General features: G+C 71.8%; 13 protein-coding genes. 9 read left to right on the top strand and 4 right to left on the bottom strand.

The window, feature by feature from the left end:
- Window positions 1-8: 8 nt before the first annotated feature.
- Entirely contained in the window at window positions 9-1,259 is a 1,251-nt protein-coding gene (locus G3I78_RS22475) for a M14 family zinc carboxypeptidase (protein WP_164427387.1), read from the bottom strand.
- A gap of 316 nt (window positions 1,260-1,575) precedes the next feature.
- Here G3I78_RS22475 and G3I78_RS22470 point away from each other — a divergent pair, with 316 nt between their 5' ends.
- Together G3I78_RS22470 and G3I78_RS22465 are read left to right on the top strand one after the other, a co-directional pair.
- Window positions 1,576-2,760, top strand: coding sequence for a ThiF family adenylyltransferase (locus G3I78_RS22470; RefSeq protein ID WP_203615361.1), 1,185 nt, complete (start codon window positions 1,576-1,578; stop codon window positions 2,758-2,760).
- A complete protein-coding gene (locus G3I78_RS22465) occupies window positions 2,757-3,926 on the top strand; it encodes a hypothetical protein (RefSeq protein ID WP_164427857.1) in 1,170 nt (389 codons plus the stop codon). Before G3I78_RS22470 ends, G3I78_RS22465 begins: the two co-directional genes overlap by 4 nt.
- A gap of 33 nt (window positions 3,927-3,959) precedes the next feature.
- Here the strand turns inward: G3I78_RS22465 and G3I78_RS22460 are convergent, their stop codons facing one another.
- Entirely contained in the window at window positions 3,960-5,264 is a 1,305-nt protein-coding gene (locus G3I78_RS22460; protein WP_164427385.1) for an RNA polymerase subunit sigma-70, read from the bottom strand.
- A 379-nt stretch (window positions 5,265-5,643) separates the two neighbouring features.
- On the opposite strand from G3I78_RS22460, the gene G3I78_RS22455 reads away from it, so the two are divergent.
- Window positions 5,644-6,117 carry a DUF1203 domain-containing protein gene (locus G3I78_RS22455; RefSeq protein WP_164427382.1) on the top strand — a complete coding sequence of 158 codons (474 nt, stop codon included), beginning with the start codon at window positions 5,644-5,646 and terminating at the stop codon, window positions 6,115-6,117.
- Window positions 6,118-6,204: 87 nt separating this feature from the next.
- Here G3I78_RS22455 and G3I78_RS22450 read toward each other — a convergent pair whose 3' ends face one another.
- Window positions 6,205-7,221, bottom strand: coding sequence for an aspartate-semialdehyde dehydrogenase (locus G3I78_RS22450; protein WP_164427380.1), 1,017 nt, complete (start codon window positions 7,219-7,221; stop codon window positions 6,205-6,207).
- A gap of 208 nt (window positions 7,222-7,429) precedes the next feature.
- Between G3I78_RS22450 and G3I78_RS22445 the strand changes: the two genes are divergently transcribed.
- Both G3I78_RS22445 and G3I78_RS22440 read left to right on the top strand, forming a co-directional pair.
- Window positions 7,430-7,951, top strand: a complete 522-nt coding sequence (locus tag G3I78_RS22445) for a sigma-70 family RNA polymerase sigma factor (protein ID WP_164427369.1) — start codon at window positions 7,430-7,432, stop codon at window positions 7,949-7,951.
- A 1-nt stretch (window position 7,952) separates the two neighbouring features.
- Window positions 7,953-8,654, top strand: a complete 702-nt coding sequence (locus tag G3I78_RS22440; RefSeq protein WP_203615360.1) for a hypothetical protein — start codon at window positions 7,953-7,955, stop codon at window positions 8,652-8,654.
- Window positions 8,655-8,777: 123 nt separating this feature from the next.
- Here G3I78_RS22440 and G3I78_RS22435 read toward each other — a convergent pair whose 3' ends face one another.
- Window positions 8,778-12,068, bottom strand: coding sequence for a S8 family serine peptidase (locus G3I78_RS22435; RefSeq protein ID WP_164427367.1), 3,291 nt, complete (start codon window positions 12,066-12,068; stop codon window positions 8,778-8,780).
- A gap of 175 nt (window positions 12,069-12,243) precedes the next feature.
- Between G3I78_RS22435 and G3I78_RS22430 the strand changes: the two genes are divergently transcribed.
- From G3I78_RS22430 to G3I78_RS22415, 4 genes are all read left to right on the top strand, one after another.
- Window positions 12,244-12,705, top strand: a complete 462-nt coding sequence (locus G3I78_RS22430) for an NUDIX hydrolase (protein ID WP_164427365.1) — start codon at window positions 12,244-12,246, stop codon at window positions 12,703-12,705.
- 242 nt (window positions 12,706-12,947) lie between these two features.
- On the top strand, window positions 12,948-14,720 hold the full coding sequence (locus G3I78_RS22425) for a TIGR03767 family metallophosphoesterase (protein ID WP_164427363.1): 1,773 nt from the start codon (window positions 12,948-12,950) through the stop codon (window positions 14,718-14,720).
- Between the two features lie 100 nt (window positions 14,721-14,820).
- The gene (locus G3I78_RS22420) at window positions 14,821-15,960 is read left to right on the top strand and encodes a serine hydrolase domain-containing protein (RefSeq protein WP_203615358.1); all 1,140 of its coding nucleotides are present in this window, start codon (window positions 14,821-14,823) and stop codon (window positions 15,958-15,960) included.
- 143 nt (window positions 15,961-16,103) lie between these two features.
- Window positions 16,104-17,288: a glycosyltransferase gene (locus tag G3I78_RS22415; RefSeq protein WP_164427849.1), complete on the top strand. Its 1,185-nt coding sequence runs from the start codon at window positions 16,104-16,106 to the stop codon at window positions 17,286-17,288.
- The last annotated feature ends 2 nt before the right edge of the window (window positions 17,289-17,290 follow it).

The following is a 17,290-nucleotide window of genomic DNA, read 5'->3' as shown; positions in this document are numbered from 1 at the left end:
GGCCCCGGTCACCCGCCCTCCGCGCACATCAGCGCCGCCGTGTTCAGCATCGTGCGCACCTGAAGTCCGGTCTGCGCGGACACCGGCACCCAGCGCAGGTCGTACGTCTTCTCCAGCTCCTGGCTCCATTCGCGCACCAGGTTGCCGAGGATCTCGGCGGTCTCGGGGGCGCCGCGGGCCAGGGCGCGGCCCGTCATCGCCGCCACCCGCAGCGGAATCCGGCGGGCCGAGATGCCGAGGGCCGCGAAGTGCCCCCGGAACCGGCCGGGTTCCTCACCGGCCCAGGTCTCGACGATCGACGGCGCCACCTCGACCAGCTCCCGCGCCGCGTCGTGCAGCGGCGCCAGTTCCTCCGGTACGACGATGCCGGGCCGTTCCCCGAGTACGTCCGTGACCTCCCTGATCCGCCCCAGCAGCACCTCGCCGATCCGGGCGATCTCGGCGTACGGGTCGGTGACGGGCCGCGCGTCGCTCATCGCGGGCACGGCCCAGGCGGGGGTCTCGATCAGCACGGTCGCGGTGCCGTGGCGGCGCGGGTGGAACCAGGTGCTGTCGGCGACGTATCCGCTCGGGTCGCGTTCGCCCGCGCCGTGGCCGTCGGGCAGCAGCAGGACCCCGGGCGGGTCGAGCCGCCAGTCGGGGCCGTCGACGGGGTGGAGGTCGACGGGGACGCGCAGTTGGGCCGCCGTCTCCCGGAAGGCGCGGGCCGCGCCCGGCACCTCCCGCGTCATCATCATGAAGGCACCGCCGAACTCGATGCCGTGCAGGGTGAACTGGGCGACGGGCCGCAGTTCGTCCAGGAGCCGCAGGAGCGCGGCCGACTCGGGCAGCGGTGCGCCGGGCGGCGCGGGCAGGGACTCCGGCTGGCGGGCGAACGCGGGCCGGTAGAAGAAACGGTGACACTCCGTCAGCGACGGTGCCGGTTCCTCCGGTTGCCAGCCGTGCGCGAGCCGGGCCCCGTCCGGGTCGAGGCAGAGCAGGAAGTGCCAGGTGCAGCCGAGCTGTTCGAGCAGTCCCGGCCTGCGGGCAAAGAGGGCGGCGAGCCGCAGGGCCGATGCGCCGCCCACCGGTTCGTTGGCGTGGGCCCCGGCGACGGTGAGGATCTGGCGCTCACCGTGTCCCGCGGACAGCAGCCACAGCGGGCGGCCCGCCCTGCTCTCCCCGGCCTGCCTCAGCCGCAGCCTGCCGGGGGCCGCGCGGGCCAGCGTGCGGGCCCTTCGCTCCAACTCGTCGACTGTCGGATAGAGCGAAGTCCGCACGCCGGCCCTCCGAACGCTGATCGACCGCTCAGGCACCCTGGGAGTTACTGTCCCCAGTGGTCTCCTTCTTGTCCAGCGGGCGAATCACGATCTTGATGGGCATGTGAGGTCCTCTCAGCTGCCGCCGTTGCCGCCGCTCTCGCCGGTGGTCTCCTTCTTGTCCAACGGGCGGATCACGATCTTGGTGGGCACACCAACTCCTCATCTTCGTACGGGATTTGACCTTTCCGAAGCGATCGGTGACCGCTCTTGTCAAGGCTGTGCCGAGGGGGTCAGAGTGTCAAGGAGGTGTACGTGGGACGGGTAGGGGGCCCTGATGACGGAGGCGGCCGCAGTGACGGTCGGGGCGTTGCGGCGGCCCCGGATCAAGCCGGAGCACCGCGCGTACCGCACGGTCGACGGCAACGTCCGGATCGGCAGCGTCGTCCACGGCATCGGCGCGGAGATCGCCGACCCGCAGGGCTGGGTGTGGACGCTGGTCGAGTCGATGGACGGGTCGCGGGGACCGGCCGAGGTGGTCGCCGAGGTCCTGCGCGGCCACCCCGGCCTGCCCGCCGAGGACGCCGACCAGGCGATGGCGGACCTGCTGGCCGCCGGATTCGTGGACGACGCGCTCGCGGCGGTGCCGGTGCCGCCGCGTGAGGAGGACCGCTACAGCCGCGGCGTCCCGCTGCTCCGCTGGATGGACCTCACCCCCCGCACCAGCCCCTGGGACGCCCAACTCCGCCTGCGCGAGGCCCGCGTCCTCCTCATCGGCGTCGGCGGCACGGGCGGCCACGCGGCCCAGTCCCTGGTCGCCTCGGGCATCGGCCACGTCCACTGCGTCGACCCGGACGTGGTCGAACTCTCCAACCTCAACCGCCAGCCTCTGTATCGCGAACGGGACATCGGGCGGCCGAAGGTGGAGAGCGCGGTGGGGACTCTGCGCGGCCTGAACTCGGATGTGACGGTGACGGGGGAACGGAGGGAGGTTCGGGGGGTCGGGGATCTGGGGGAGTTGGTGCGGGGGTTGGGGGCGGGGCGTGACTCTGGGCCGGTGGGCACCCCGGCAACCGCGCCCGCCTACGACCTCCTCGCCCAGGGCGCCGACCGTCCCGACGACCTCCGTCGGTGGACCAACCGGGTGTGTCTGGACGCCGGGTTGCCGTGGGTGGACGCCGGTTACCGGGGGCCGTTGGTGACCGCCGGGGTGTATGTGCCCGGGCAGGGGGCCTGCTGGGAGTGTCTGCGGGCCGGGGAGATCGCCCGGCGGGATCTGCGGCTCGGGCCGGGGCAGGACCCGGAGGTGGCCTCGCCCCGGATGCCGTGGAACCCGGCGAGCGCCGTGACCGCCGGGCTGTCCGGGGCACTGCTGGCCCACACCGCGCTCGCCCTGCTGACCGGGGTGCCCGCGCTGGAGCCGGGTTTCCGGTTCGGGGTGAACCTGATGCTGCCCGGCGACCAGGTGCACCACCGCGCCCCGCGCCTCCTGGACTGCCCGGCGTGCGGGGACCGCGGGTGAACCGGGTACGGCTGCACGCCCTGGACTCCCGCCCCGACGGCGACGAGTGGATCGTGGGCCGGATGGCGACCGGCCGCTTCGTCGCCCTGCCCGAGGTCGGCAAGCAGGCCCTCGACCTCCTCGGCCAGGGCCTCACCCCGGCCGAGGTCGGCGAACGGCTGCGCGTCGGCACCGGTGACGACATCGACGTACCGGACTTCGTGGAGGCCCTGCTGGGACTCGGGTTCGTCGCGGAGGTCGACGGGCGTCCGGTCGACCAGGAGCCGCCGCCCGCACCGACGTTGGCACGGATACGGCCCCGTCATGTGCGTTGGCTGCTCAGTTCCGTGGTCCCCGTGGCGGTCGTCCTCCTGGTCGCGTTCACCCTGCTCACCCGGCCGCCCGTCCCGCTCGACTACCGCACGCTGCTGTGGAGTTCGCACGGCAGCGCGGTCATCGCCCTGGGCGCCGGCGTCGGTTGGGGCCTGCTGCTGCTCCACGAGTGCGCCCATCTGCTGACCGCCCGCGCGACGGGCGTGGCGGGCCGGATGCGGTTGGGCACCCGGTTGCAGTTCCTGGTGATGCAGACGGACATCAGCGGTATCGAACTCGCCCCGCGCCGCCACCGGTTGACCGCCTATCTCGCCGGTATCGCGACCAACGTGACGGTCGCGTCCCTGGCCGGGCTGGCCGCGGGCGCTACCACCGGCACACCCCGCCGTGTCCTCGCCGCCGTGGCCCTGCTCGCGCTGCTCCCGCTCCCTTTCCAGCTCATGGTCTTCATGCGCACCGACCTGTACTTCGTCCTCCAGGACCTCACGCGCTGCCGCGACCTCTTCGGGGACGGGGTGGCGTACACGCGCTACCGGGCCCGGCGACTGCTGCGGCGCCCCGACCGTCGTACGGGCGCCGAGGACCCCAGCCTCGAACTGCCCGCGCACGAACGGCGGGCCGTGCGCGTGTACAGCGTGGTGCTCGTCGTGGGCACCGCGCTGTGTCTCACGTTCTTCGCCGCCATCACCCTGCCCGCGGACATCACGCTCCTCGCGCGGGCGGTGGCCAAGTTGGGCCCCGGGCGGGCGACTTCGGACCGGCTCGACGGACTCGCCGTGGTCGTCACGCTCGGCGGTCTGCACGCGCTGTGGCTGCGGACCTGGTGGCGGGGGCGCGGGCCGTCCCGCCCGTAGCGTTGACGAAAGTGCCGGTGAGGCCGCCCGTCGTCAGAGCCGCAGGGGCAGCCCGAACGCCGGGAAGAGGTGCGGTTCGAAGGAGGTGATCTCGGCGATCCGGTCGTCGTGGTCGTCGAAGCGCAGGACGTCCAGGACCTGGGCCCGGTAGACGCTCGTACCCGGTCGGCGGACGTAATTCGCGGCCGCCAGCTGGCCGTTGGCGCGGGTGGGCACGCTGCGCCGGTGGCCGAGGAACGTCGGGGCGGCGGGGTCGAGGCCGGCCCGCACGAAGTCGAGGAAGGCCTCCCGGCCGGTGAACCAGAACGGGTTCGGCGGCATGGTGAGCGTGACGTCCTCGGCGAGCAGCGCGGCCGTCGCGTCGAGGTCGAGGTGTCCGACGGCGGCCATGTACCGGTCCAGTACGGCCCGTTGGCCCTCCGTGGGCACGGTGGTCCGCCAGTCGGCGCGCTGCCGGGGCAGCTGTTCGCGCAGGGCGGGCCGGGCCCGCTGGAGGGCGCTGTTGACCGAGGCCACGCTGGTGTCCATGGCCTCGGCGGTCTCGGCGGCGGTCAGTCCGAGTGCGTCCCGCAGGACAAGGGCGGCCCGCTGGCGCGGGGGCAGGTGCTGGATCGCGGCGAGGAGCACCAGCTCCAGCGTCTCGCGGGACACGGCGGCGGACTCCGGCCGCTCATGCTCGTCGGCTAGGGGCATCTCGTCGTCGGGGTAGGGCTGCAACCAGGTGACGCGGACGGGCGGTTCACCGTCCCCGTGCCGCATCCCCGGCACCGGCTCGTACCGCCGGGGCCGGCGCGCGGTCCGCCGCAGCAGGTCCAGACAGGCGTTGGTGGCGATCCGGTACAGCCAGATCCGCGCGCTCGCCCGCCCCTGAAACCCGCCCCACGCCCGCCAGGCCCGCAGGAACGTCTCCTGGACCAGGTCCTCGGCCTCGTCGTAGGAGCCCGTCATGCGGTAGCAGTGCACCTGGATCTCTCGGCGGTACCGCTCGGTGAGGGCGCCGAAGTCGGGCTCGCCGCCGGCCGGTTCCGTCACGTTGTCCGGCGTGACGGAATCCCCGCCGGTGTCCCGGACCGCCCGCGCGACCCGCCTCAACCGGGCCACGGAGACGGACAGTTCGCTCACGGTGTCGTAGAGCGCGCCGACAGGCCTCGTCGCCAGTAGCCCGGCCTGGCGCCCGATGTCGTCGATGAGCCCCTGCACGGTGCGGCCCTGCGGCCGATGCCGCTCCCGGTACGCCTTCTGCCGACAGGCGGCGGAGCAGTACACGGAACTACGACCGGTCCGCCCATCCCGCCCCGCGAGCCGCGTCCCGCACACCGGACAGAGATCGGTACCCACGAGCGCCTCCGGAGTTGCGTAACGCGAGGACGCTGTGACGTTACAGGGGCCGGGAGGGTCGCGACAGCGATCTGCCGGGGCCCCTTCGTACAGCGGCGCGCTCCACCTGGACGCCAGGATCCACGCCCGGTGACAGGTCCAGGACCGCGAGGGGGAATGATCCGCTCATGCGCATACGAAGAGAGGTCCGCTGGATCCTGTGGGGGCTGTGGCTTGCGTGTCTGGTGTTCATCGTCTGGTTCTGCGTGGAGGTGGTCACGTTGTTCTTGCAGGCCGAGTCCTGGTAGCTCGGCCTCGCGTTCGTGGTGGACGGCAAGAACCCCGAAGCCACGTCCGAATCCCGCCAGTACTCAGCCCGAGACCGCGCCAGCCTGGTCCCATGACGACCTACACCGCACGGCCCATCGCACCCCCGGTCCTCAAGGAACTCCGCACCGCCGACGACGCCGGACGCCCCCTGGCCCCGGTCACCGACGGCGAGGGCGGGGCGCCGCTGAGGTGTTGTCTGCGCCGGAGTGCGCCGGGGGAGCGGATCGCGCTCGTCTCCTACGCGCCCCTGCGCCGCTGGGCGGCCGAGACCGGTGCCGAGCCCGGGGCGTACGACGAACAGGGCCCCGTCTTCATCCACGCCGAGGAGTGCGCGGGGCCGGAGGAGGGCGACGGCTATCCCTTCGCCAACGCCCACCGGACCGTCCGCCGCTACTCCGCCGACGGGCACATCCTGGGCGGACACCTGGCCGCGACCGTCGGCGACGAAGCACTCCGGAACGCCTTCGACGACCCGTCCGTGGTGCTCGTCCACGTCCGGGCCGTCGAGTACGGCTGTTTCCTCTACGAGGTGCGCAGGCCGTAGGGCTCGCGGGGCCCCGGTTCACCGCGTCGGCGTCCCCGGGACCCTTCGCGCGAAGACGCCCACCGCTCCCACGCGGTCGGCCACGTCCTAGCCCTTGAGCTCCGCCGCCACCAGCTCCGCGATCTGCACCGCGTTCAGCGCGGCGCCCTTGCGGAGGTTGTCGTTGGAGATGAAGAGGGCGAGGCCGTTGTCGACGGTCTCGTCGGCGCGGATGCGGCCGACGAAGGAGGCGTCCTGGCCGGCGGCCTCCAGGGGGGTCGGGATGTCCGAGAGGGTGACGCCGGGGGCGCCGGCGAGGAGCTCCGTCGCGCGCTCCGGGGTGATCGGGCGGGCGAAACGGGCGTTGACCTGGAGGGAGTGGCCGGAGAAGACCGGGACGCGGACGCAGGTGCCGGAGACCTTCAGCTCGGGGAGCTCCAGGATCTTGCGGGACTCGTTGCGGAGCTTCTGCTCCTCGTCGGTCTCGTTCAGGCCGTCCTCGACGAGGTTGCCGGCGAAGGGCAGGACGTTGAAGGCGATGGGGCGCTTGTAGACCTGCGGCTCGGGGAAGTCGACCGCGGAACCGTCGTGCGTGAGCTTGTCCGCGTCGGCGGCGACCTTCTGCACCTGGCCGTGCAGCTCCGCCACGCCCGCGAGGCCGGAGCCGGACACCGCCTGGTAGGTGGTGGCGATCAGCGTCAGGAGGCCCGCTTCGGTGTCCAGCACCTTCAGGACCGGCATCGCGGCCATCGTGGTGCAGTTCGGGTTGGCGATGATGCCCTTGGGGCGGTCCGCGATGGCGTGCGGGTTCACCTCGGAGACGACCAGCGGGACCTCGGGGTCCTTGCGCCAGGCGGAGGAGTTGTCGATCACGACCGCGCCCTGCGAGGCGACCTTCTCGGCCAGCGCCTTCGAGGTCGCGCCGCCCGCGGAGAACAGCACGATGTCCAGGCCGGTGTAGTCGGCGGTCGCCGCGTCCTCCACCGTCACGCCGTCCAGGACCGAGCCCGCCGAGCGCGCGGAGGCGAACAGGCGCAGCTCCGTCACCGGGAAGTCGCGCTCCTTGAGGATCCCGCGCATGACCGTGCCGACCTGACCGGTGGCTCCGACGATTCCGACCCTCACGGTGACTCCCTCACGTGTTCCTGTGCGTCTGCGGCGTTTCCATCATGCGGCCGACCCGGGTCCGCCTGTCCAATTCTTTGCGCTCCATGCCCGAGGAATGGACTGCTGGGGGGTGTGACGTACACCTCTGCGCGATTTTCCCGGGGAACCGCCGAACGTTTCCGCCCGCAGCGGCGTCGTAGAGGAAACGCGGTGAGGGGGGTGGCTTGTGCTGCGCAGAAGGGCGCGCCGGGTCCAGGAGGACGCCGATCCTCTGGACCCGGCACAGGAACGCCGGGTGCGGGCCGTGCTCGCGCTGGGCGGGGTGCCGCAGGCGGACCTGCCGGACGGGGTGCAGCAGGTCCGCCTGCGGTTGCTGGAGCGGGCGGCGAAGGGGTACGAGGCGCCGCGGGACGTGTCCGCGTGGGCCGCGGTCGTCGCCTCCAACCTCGCCATGGACTGGCACCGGGCCAGGAAGCGCCAGGACCGGCTGGGGGAGCGGCTCGCCTCGCTCAGGCAGCACGAGCACCCCTCCGGGGAGGACACCAGCGTGCTCTCCCTCGCCGTGGCCCAGGGCCTGGACGAGCTGCCCGACCAGCAGCGCCAGGTCCTCCTGCTGCGGTTCTTCGCCGATCTGCCGGTGCGCTCGATCGCCCGGGAGCTGGGCGTCCCGGAGGGCACGGTCAAGAGCCGGCTGCACACGGCGGTCCGGGCCCTGCGCGCCCGTCTGCACGAGGACGAGGTGGTGTGACATGAGCGCCGAGAACGAGACGTACGACTCCGACGCGCTCATGGCCGCGATCACCGGCGAGGAACCCGGCGAGCAGGCCCGCGCGGACGGCGCCTTCATGGCCGAGTACCGGGCGGCCGAGGCCGACCTCGCACTGCTGAGGCAGCAGCTGGGGATCCTCGGCGAGACGCTCACCGCGGCGCCACCGGTCCCCGACCCCGTTCCGCTACGACCCTCCCGGGCCCGCCGCCGCACCCGCGCCCTGGCCTTCGGCACCCTCGCGGTGGCCACCGTCGCCGCGGTCGTCACCGGACTCGGCTGGCTCGTCGGGCACAGTGGTTCGGACCGCCTGAGCTCGGCCGACTCGGGCGCCTCCAAGGCGGACGCCGGCGTCCGCTTCGGCACCCCGGTGTACCTGGCCTGCGCCACCACGGTCGCCGAGGGCGAGGTGACCGTCGTGAAGAAGCTCCCGGCCACCGGGGAACTCCAGGTCACCGTGCACGTGAGCCGTTACTTCAAGCAGACCCGTGACCTCGACCACCTCACCTACGTGATCGGCGAGTACGACCTCCCCGCCCCCCTCGCCCAGGGCACCCGCGTCCTGTTCGGCGTGTCCGGGGGCGCCCCGAACCCCGACCACTGGGCCGTCGGGGAGAAGGAGGTCGCCCGGGAGCGGGCCTGGGTCACCGCCGCGCTGCCCGAGTCCCGCACGCTGTCCTGCTGAGGCACGGCGAAGGGCGGGCGCCCGGGTGGACGCCCGCCCCTTTGATCGCCGTACGGAGAAGTGCTACGGCGTGCGGAGAAGTGTTACGACGTGCGGAGAAGTGCTACAGCGTACGGAGCAGTGCTACGGCGTGACCTTCTCGATCTTCACGCTGCCGACGCCCGCGACCGTGCCGCGCGCGTTGACGAGGCTGACCCGGCCGAAGAACTCACGGCCCTCCGGAGCGGCCGCCAGCGCGGTGACGCTGCCCGAGACGGTCGTCGAGGCGCCCGTGCCGAGCTTGACCGGCGCGTCCGGGACGGTGACCGTGCCCAGGGCGCTGGAGAAGAACACGTCCTGGTAGTCGTACGCCGTGGAGCCGGCCGGGACCGAGTAGCCCACGACCTCGACGGTGTAGGTGCCCGCGGCAGGCTTCGCGACCGAGACGGACTCCTCGGAGTCGCCGTCGGCGGACTGGCCGACCACGGTGCCCTGGGAGTCGTAGACCGTCAGGTCGAGGTCGGCGGACGGGTCCGAGACGTTGCCGATGGCCACGTCGAGGGAGTTGGCGCCCGCGGGCACCTCGACCGTGCTGGTCTGCACGGCGCCCTCGGCGATCGTCGGGCGGGCCGACTTGGACGAGCCGAGCGGGCCGCCGGCCAGCTTGCCGTCGATCGCGGCGAGCTTGTTCGTCACCTTCCAGGAGGCGGCGACCGGCTCACCGGCCTTGGCCTCGGGGACGGTCACGGTCTCCGGGTCGAAGGCGGCACCGTAGACGGCCAGGTCCAGCTTGTACGGGTTGTCGAGCAGCGGCGAGGTGCGGCGCGACTCGACCTCGATCTCCCAGACACCGGCCTGCGGGTTCGGGTACGAACGCGCGTCGGGCTTGCAGCCGTTGGTGTTCGGGTAGTTGCTGTAGCAGTACGGGGTGCCGGTGTCCTCGACCGCGACGCCGTACGGGTGGATCGAGATGAACCGCGTCTGGCTCTTGTCCTTGAGCCCGCCGATCGCGACCTCGAACGCCGTGGCGCCCTCGGGCACGGTCACGAAGTACGACTGCGTGCTGTTGCGCTGCACGGTGTTCTTCGTGCTGTAGGTGTACTTCACCGGCGTCGAGACGACGACCGTGGTCATGATCTGCTTGTCGAGACCCTCGGTCCTCGGGTCGTCGACCTCGAGGATCGCGCTCTTGAGGCCCGCGGACTTCGGCGCGGCCTGGACCTTGACGGTCACCGGCTTGTTCAGCGGCAGCTTAACCTCGTCGGAGCCGACGATCCGGAAGGTGTTCCCGGCGTTGTTCGCGAAGCGCAGCTCGTGGCGGATCGCCTTGTCCGCGCCGGACGTACGGGTGATCGTGACGTCGTACGTCTTCTTCTGGCCGGCCTTCAGACCGCCCTCGCGGTCGTAGAGACCGGTGCCGAAGCCCGGGGTCTTCAGCAGCTGGTCGAGCGCGGTGTCGACCGGGGCCTTGACGGTGTACTCGTGGGCGGTGGCACCGTCCCTGACGGCCTTCCAGGCGTCCACGATGTCGATGAGGCCCGCGCCCTCCTCGTACGCCTGCACACCCTTGATGTGGTCGGCGGTCGAGGTCAGGGCGGTGCGCAGGGTGGCCGGCGTCAGCGCGATGTGCTTCTGCTTGGCCGCGCTCAGCAGCAGCGCGGACGCGCCCGCGGCCTGCGGGGAGGCCATCGAGGTGCCCTGGAGCATGGAGTAGCCGGCCGGCAGCGAGTAGCCCGCCTCGGCGACCGGGGAGCCCGGCAGCCAGGTCTGCGTGGTGTTGACCGCGGCACCCGGGGCCGACAGCGTCGGCGTGAAGCCGCCGTCCTCACGCGGACCGCGCGAGGAGAACGGCATCATCGCGTACTTCTTCTCCACGACCGAGCCGTAGTTGGAGGCCCAGGTCTGCTTGGAGATGGCGGCGCCCACCGAGATGACCTTGTCGGCCAGGCCCGGGTCGCCGATGGTGTTGGCGCCGGGGCCTTCGTTGCCGGCCGCGATGACCAGCTGGACGCCGTAGGTGTCGATGAGGCGCGTGTACAGCTCGGCGCGCGCGTTGTTGCCGTCGTTGAGCGCGGGCAGGCCGCCGATCGACATGTTGACGATGTCGACCCCGCGGTTGACGACGAGGTCGATCATGCCCTCGGTCAGCGCCACGTTGGTGCAGCCGCCGGTCCAGGTGCAGGCGCGCGAGGAGACGAGCTTCGCGCCCGGGGCCGCGCCGTTCATCTTCCCGCCGAACAGGCCGTTGGCGGCGGTGATGCCGGCCACGTGCGTGCCGTGCTCGGACTCGATGACGCCGATGTTGACGTAGTCGGCCTTGCTGCCCGCGGCGTCGTAGACGACGTCCTTGCGGATCTCGACGACGAACGGCTGGCGCTCGACGACGTCGGTCGACGGGTTGTCGGTACCGAAGTAGCCGATCTGGTAGCCGTCCTTGTAGGGCTTCATCGGCGTGTCGTCGCTGAAGTCCTGGTTGTTGTTCAGGTCGACCCGGACGGTCCCGGCGGCGGCGTCGTACAGCACGCCCCAGGTGTCGGTGGTGTCGCCGTCGCGGTTCGCGTCGCCCTTGGCGTCGCCGCCCGCGGTCGCGGCCTCACGGAACAGGTTGACCTGGTACGACCCGGCGGGCGCCGTCCAGGTACGGCCGTCGAAGGTGAAGCTCGGGCCGGAGACCGGGGTGTTCATCCGCCGCCAGGTGGCGTCGCCGTCGGAGACGGGGTCGGTCGCCGTCACCCAGTCGACGATCTTCCGCTCACCGGTGGTGGTCTTCTGCAGGGCCGGGTGACCGAGGTCGACGCCGGAGTCCAGGATGCCGATGGTGATGCCCCGGCCGTCCGCCTTCGGGTTCTTCTTCACGAAGTCGACGGCGCCCGTTTCGAAGGACGGGTTGTACGGGTTCTCGGCGGGAGTCTTCTTGCCGGGCGCCGGGTAGGTCGCGGTGCCCTTCTTCGCGGCACCCTTCGCGGTGTCGGCGCTCGGCGTCGGGTCGTCCAGCGGGATGTCCTGCTTGACGTCGATGCCGTGCACGGAGGACAGCTTCGCGGCGGCGGCGATGGCCGAGTCGGCCTTCCCGGTGGGGACGGTGGCGCGGACGTAGCCGAGCTTGTCGTAGGTGCGGCCCACGGAGCCGCCCTTGACCGCGTCCAGCTCCTCGGCGACCTGCTCGGTCTTGCCGGGGGCGGTCGCCACCATCAGGGTGATGCTCTTGGCGCCGTCGGCCTTGGCCGCGGCGAGGGCGTCGGCGTCGTCCGAACCGAGCTTGTCGTCGGCGGACTTGACGACCGGGTCGGCGGCGGGGGTGTCACCCGCGTCGGCGGAGAAGGCCATGGGTATCGGCCCCGCCGCGGAGAGCGCGGCGACCAGACCTGCGGCCACGGCTATGCGCGCGACACGTCTCGCGCCCGATATGGGATCGCGCTGGGGGGTGAGGGTCATCGGCATCCCTTGTTGTCGTCCCTTGTGGGAAAAGAAGCTGAGGGTGATCCGGATGTGCTCCCGGACGATCGCTCAGCTTTACCTATGAGAAGGATGTTTAGAGAGAGTTGACCGAATCGATATGGGCGTGTGGGGAAAACCCGCGATGCCCGTGGGGGAGAGAAGGGACGAACGGGTGCGAAAGCGACTGAGGTTGTCGGCCTACGCGATCTGCGTGCGGGACGGGCAGGTCCTGCTCGCCCGCTGGACCGACGACCAGGGGCGGCCGGAGTGGACGCTGCCCGGCGGCGGCACCGAGTACGGGGAGGACCCGTACGACACCGTGCTGCGGGAGGTGGAGGAGGAGACCGGCTACCGCGTCGAGGTCACCGGACTGCTCGGCGTGTGCTCCCGGCTGTTCACGTTCCGCCGCCGCTTCGGCCGCGAGGCCGGCCGGCACGGGGTGGGGATCGTGTACGAGGCCCGGGTTGTCGGCGGCGAACTGCGCTTCGAGGTGAACGGCTCCACCGACATGGCGCAGTGGCACGACCTGGACGCCGTGTCCGGGCTGAACCGGGTCCGCCTGGTCGACCAGGGACTGCGGCTGTGGCGCGAGCGGCCGGTGACCGGACGTCCCGGGACGGAGGGCGGGGAATAGCTGTCGTACCCCGGAAGATGAACAGCGCGTGACCGGTCCCCGGCCGTTCGACGAGCAGTCATGGACACGCAGGGTGGCCCAAGATCCACGTACGGGAATCGGCGTTGCGCGTTGCCGTCTCGTTCACGCGCAGGTCACCCCCGGTGCCAAGCATCCAGAGCGAGCGGGTTGTTCGCGGCTGCGACTGACTGCGAGCGTCCGCGACCACTGCCGACGCAGTTCGCACTCGGGGAGATCGCGCCATGTCGCGCATACGCTCTGTCGCCAGCAACGCGCTGGGGGTCCACCGTCGTACCGTCCTCGCCGCCACCGGAGCGGCCGCCGTCTCCGTGGGTGTCGGCTACTCCCTGCGGCCCACCGACAGCGAGGCCGCGACCGCCGCCGCCCCCGCTGCCCCGGCCGCCGCCGAGGCCCCCGTGGCCCAGTCACGCAAGGCCCCGGTCGAGGCCCCGCTCGCCCCTTACACCCGCGGCACCACCGTGGCCTCCGTCGCCGCCCCGCGCGCGGGCTCCGGCTACCGGCGGCTCGCCGACGGGGCCGGCTGGAGCCGCAAGGTCCGCTCCGAGCTCGCCGCCCCGAAGACCGGCCGGGCCGGCCGCCGCACCTCGCTCGCCGCGTTCGTGCAGCTCACCGACCTGCACCTGATGGACGTCCAGCACCCGATGCGCCTGGAGTACGTGCGCTCGGCCGACGTGCACTCCTGGCGGCCGCAGGAGGCGCTGACCGTGCCCGGCGCGATCTCGCTCGTCGAGCGGATCAACGCGCTGCGCGGCGCCCCCGTCACCGGCGCCCCGCTCCAGTTCGCCATGACGACCGGCGACAACACGGACAACAACTCCAAGACCGAGCTGGACTGGTTCCTCACCGTCATGAGCGGCGGCCGGGTCACCCCCAACTCCGGTGACCCGCGCCACTACGAGGGCGTCCAGAACAGCGGTCTCAAGCTGTACTGGCAGGCCGACTCGGCCGCCCGCGACACCGACAAGCAGTACGGCTTCCCGCACCTGCCGGGCTATCTCGCCGCCGCCGTACGGCAGGTGAACAGCCCCGGCCTCAACATCCCCTGGTACTCCACGGTCGGCAACCACGACACCCTGCCGCTGGGCTGCTACGGCCACGGCGACTCCTGGCTCGCCGAGTACGCCGTCGGCGGCAAGAAGCTGATGTCGCTGTCCGCGTCCGAGTCCAGGAAGCTCCAGAAGATGGTCCAGAAGGCCTCCGACCCGCTGGGCCACGCCTTCCGCGACCTGCTCAAGTCGCACACCCGGGACATGCGCTCGGTCACCCCCGACGAGCGGCGCGCCCCCTACACCGCCCGCGACTACCTCAAGGCCCACCTCGACCCCGCCCACCGGGGCGTGGGCCCGGTCGGGCACGGCTACTCCACGGCCAACCTCGAAGCGGGCACCCAGTACTACAGCTTCCGCGTCGCCGACGACGTCATCGGCATCAGCCTCGACACCACCGACCCGGGCGGCCACTACCAGGGGTCCATCGGCTCCGCCCAGCTGAAGTGGCTGGACCGGACACTGCGCGAGAACAAGGACTCGTACGCGGTGATCTTCAGCCACCACACCAGCACCTCGATGGACAACACCCGCCCCGACCCGGCCGCCCCCGGCGAGCGCCGGCACAGCGGCGACGAGGTCATCGCCCTCCTCGGCAGCCACCGCAACGTCCTGGCCTGGGTCAACGGACACATCCACCGCAACGAGATCACCCCGCACTCGGCGCCCGACGGCCGCTCGTTCTGGGAGATCTCCACCGCCTCGCACATCGACTTCCCGCACCTGGCGCGGGTCATCGAGCTGGTGGACAACAAGGACGGCACGCTGTCGGTCTTCACCACCCTGGTCGAGTCCGCGGCCCCGCACCGCACCGACTTCGGCGACCTCTCCCAGACCGGCCTCGCCGCCCTCTACCGCGAACTCGCCTACAACGCCCCGGGGTCGAGCACCAAGCTCGGCGGTGGCGCGGGGGACAAGAACACGGAGCTGGTGCTCAAGAAGGGCTGAAAGCCGCTCAACCCCTTTTGTCCGCTTCAACCTTCACCGACCGGGGTGAGTCTCTCCCGCCGATCACGCTCGCCGAGCGTGACCACGACAGGGGGAAGACATGACCGTACGTATGACTGTGGTGGCGGCGACGACCGTGGCGCTCACGGCGGCGCTCGCCGCCCCGGCGCTGGCGGCGGCACCCGCGGGCGACGGCCACGGGGCGACCCGGCAGGCCGTCCGGGCCGCCGTGCGGGACGGGGTGCCCGGGGTGACGCTGACGGCGAAGGACGGCCGGAGCACCTGGTCGACCACCGTCGGGACGGGCAACCTCCGCACGGGCGCCCCGCGTTCGGCGGACGACCGCTACCGCGTCGGCTCCATCACCAAGACCTTCGTCTCCACCGTGCTGCTCCAACTGGAGGCGGAGGGACGGCTGTCGCTCGACGACAAGGTCGAGAAGTGGCTGCCGGGCGTGGTGCACGGCAACGGCCACGACGGCGGCAGGATCACGCTCCGTCAGCTCCTCAACCACACGAGCGGCATCTTCAACTACACGTCCGACGAGACGTTCGCGCGCACCTACTTCCTCAAGGACGGCTTCTTCGAGCACCGTTACGACACAAAGAGCCCCGAGCAGCTCGTCGCGATCGCCATGGCCCACAAGCCGGACTTCGCGCCGGGCACCTCCTGGAACTACTCCAACACCAACTACGTGTTGGCCGGCATGGTGATCCAGAAGGCCACCGGGCAGTCGTACGCCGAGCAGATCCGCCGCCGGATCATCGGGCCCCTGCACCTGACCGCCACCTCGGTCCCGGGCACCCGTGTCACCGTCCCGCAGCCCAGCAGCCGGGCCTACTCCAAGCTCGCGGAGACGGCCACGGGACCGACGTACGACGTCACGAAACTGAACCCCTCGCTGGCTTCCTCGGCGGGCGAGATGATCTCCGACTCGGCCGACCTCGACCGCTTCTACTCCGCCCTGCTGAAGGGGAAGCTGCTCCCGCCGAAGCAGCTCAAGGAGATGAAGACCACGGTGACCGTCGAGGGCATCCCGAACGCCGGCTACGGCCTCGGGCTCATCGACCGCGAGCTCAGCTGCGGGGTCCACGTCTGGGGCCACGACGGGGGCATCCACGGCTCCAACTCCGTGGCCGTGACCACCGCCGACGGCAAGCACTCCGTCGCCTTCAACTTCAACGGCGACTGGTCCGGGGACACCGACGCGGTGGTCGAGGCGGAGTTCTGCGGCGGGTAGTCGCGCCGACCCGGACACGAAGTGCGCAGTTCATGCCGACGTAATGTCCGTACCGCCTCATATCGGCTAACCCGCACTTCACGGGGATGGCTCGATTTTTGTGCAAGGCGGGTGGTCGTGTGCGTACGGGACACGAACTGCGAGTGCTGTCGGTCTACGAGGGTTTCTTCTCCGGTGGGGCCCGGATCGTGCACAGCGACATCGTTCTGGGCCTGCGGGAGGGCGGACAGCACCACCAGGTGCTGAGCCTGTACGGCGAGGTCCACCGGGAGGCGACCCGGCAGCGGATGACGGACGACGCCTGCTACCGGGCGCTGACCGCGGCCGGGGTGGGCGTCACCTCCCTCGGCCGCACCTTCGGCGCCACCGGCGTTTCGGCCGACTTCAGCGGCCCTGAGCTGGCCGAAACAGCCCGGGCGACGGCCGGTGCGGACGTCATCCTCGCCCTGAAGGAGCAGCCGCTCGCGCTGCTCAACCAGGCGGGGCTGCCGCGCCGCCCGGTCGTGGTCTGTCTGCACCGCTCCGACCCGGAGAACCAGGGCGGCGCCCTGGACGAACTGAAGGCCGCCATCGCCGACGGCACGGTCGTGGCCTGCGTCTGCTGCGCCGAGTCGACGCGAGCCGCGTACCAGGCGGCCGGCGTCCCGGCCGACCTGCTGCACGTCGTCCCCAACGGCGTCGACCTCTTCCGCTTCCGCCCCGACGCGGCCCGCCGCCTCGCGCTCCGCTCGGAGCTGGGCATCGACCCCGCGGCCCCCGTGGTCGTCTTCGCCGCCCGCTACGACGGCATGAAGAACGTCCCCCTGCTGCTCGCCGCCGCCCGCGCCTGGCTCGCCCGGGTCCCCGACGGCCAGGTACTGATGTGCGGGGCGGGCATGACGGCGGCGAACCCCGGCCTCACCGCGGACATCGCGACGGCGTTCCACGGCGCACCGGCCCTGGCGGACCGGGGACTGCGCCTCCTGGGCGTCCGCCGTGACATGGAGACGGTCTACGCCGCCTCCGACGTCGTCGCCCTCACCTCCGCGTGGGGCGAGGCGGCCCCGCTGTGCCTGATCGAGGGCATGATGTGCGGCGCGGTCCCGGTGGCCACCGACGTGGGCGACAGCGCGGCGATCGTGGCAGGCCACGGACTGGTCACCGCGCCCGACCCGGAGGCCGTCGCCACGGCCTGGTCCGAGGCCGTGGCCGCGCGTGCCGACCTCGCCCCGGCACTTACGGCGAGCCGTGAACGTTTCAGCCGTACACGAATGATCGCGTCGTACGCGGCCCTGCTGGACCGGGCCGCCGCGAGCACGACCCGTCCGGCACTGCCGGACCTGTACTAGGA

The organism is Streptomyces sp. SID13726 (genome assembly GCF_010548375.1).
GTDB lineage: Bacteria > Actinomycetota > Actinomycetes > Streptomycetales > Streptomycetaceae > Streptomyces.
Note: the sequence above shows the minus strand (reverse complement) of the source record. Positions and strands in the feature narration are given on the sequence as shown.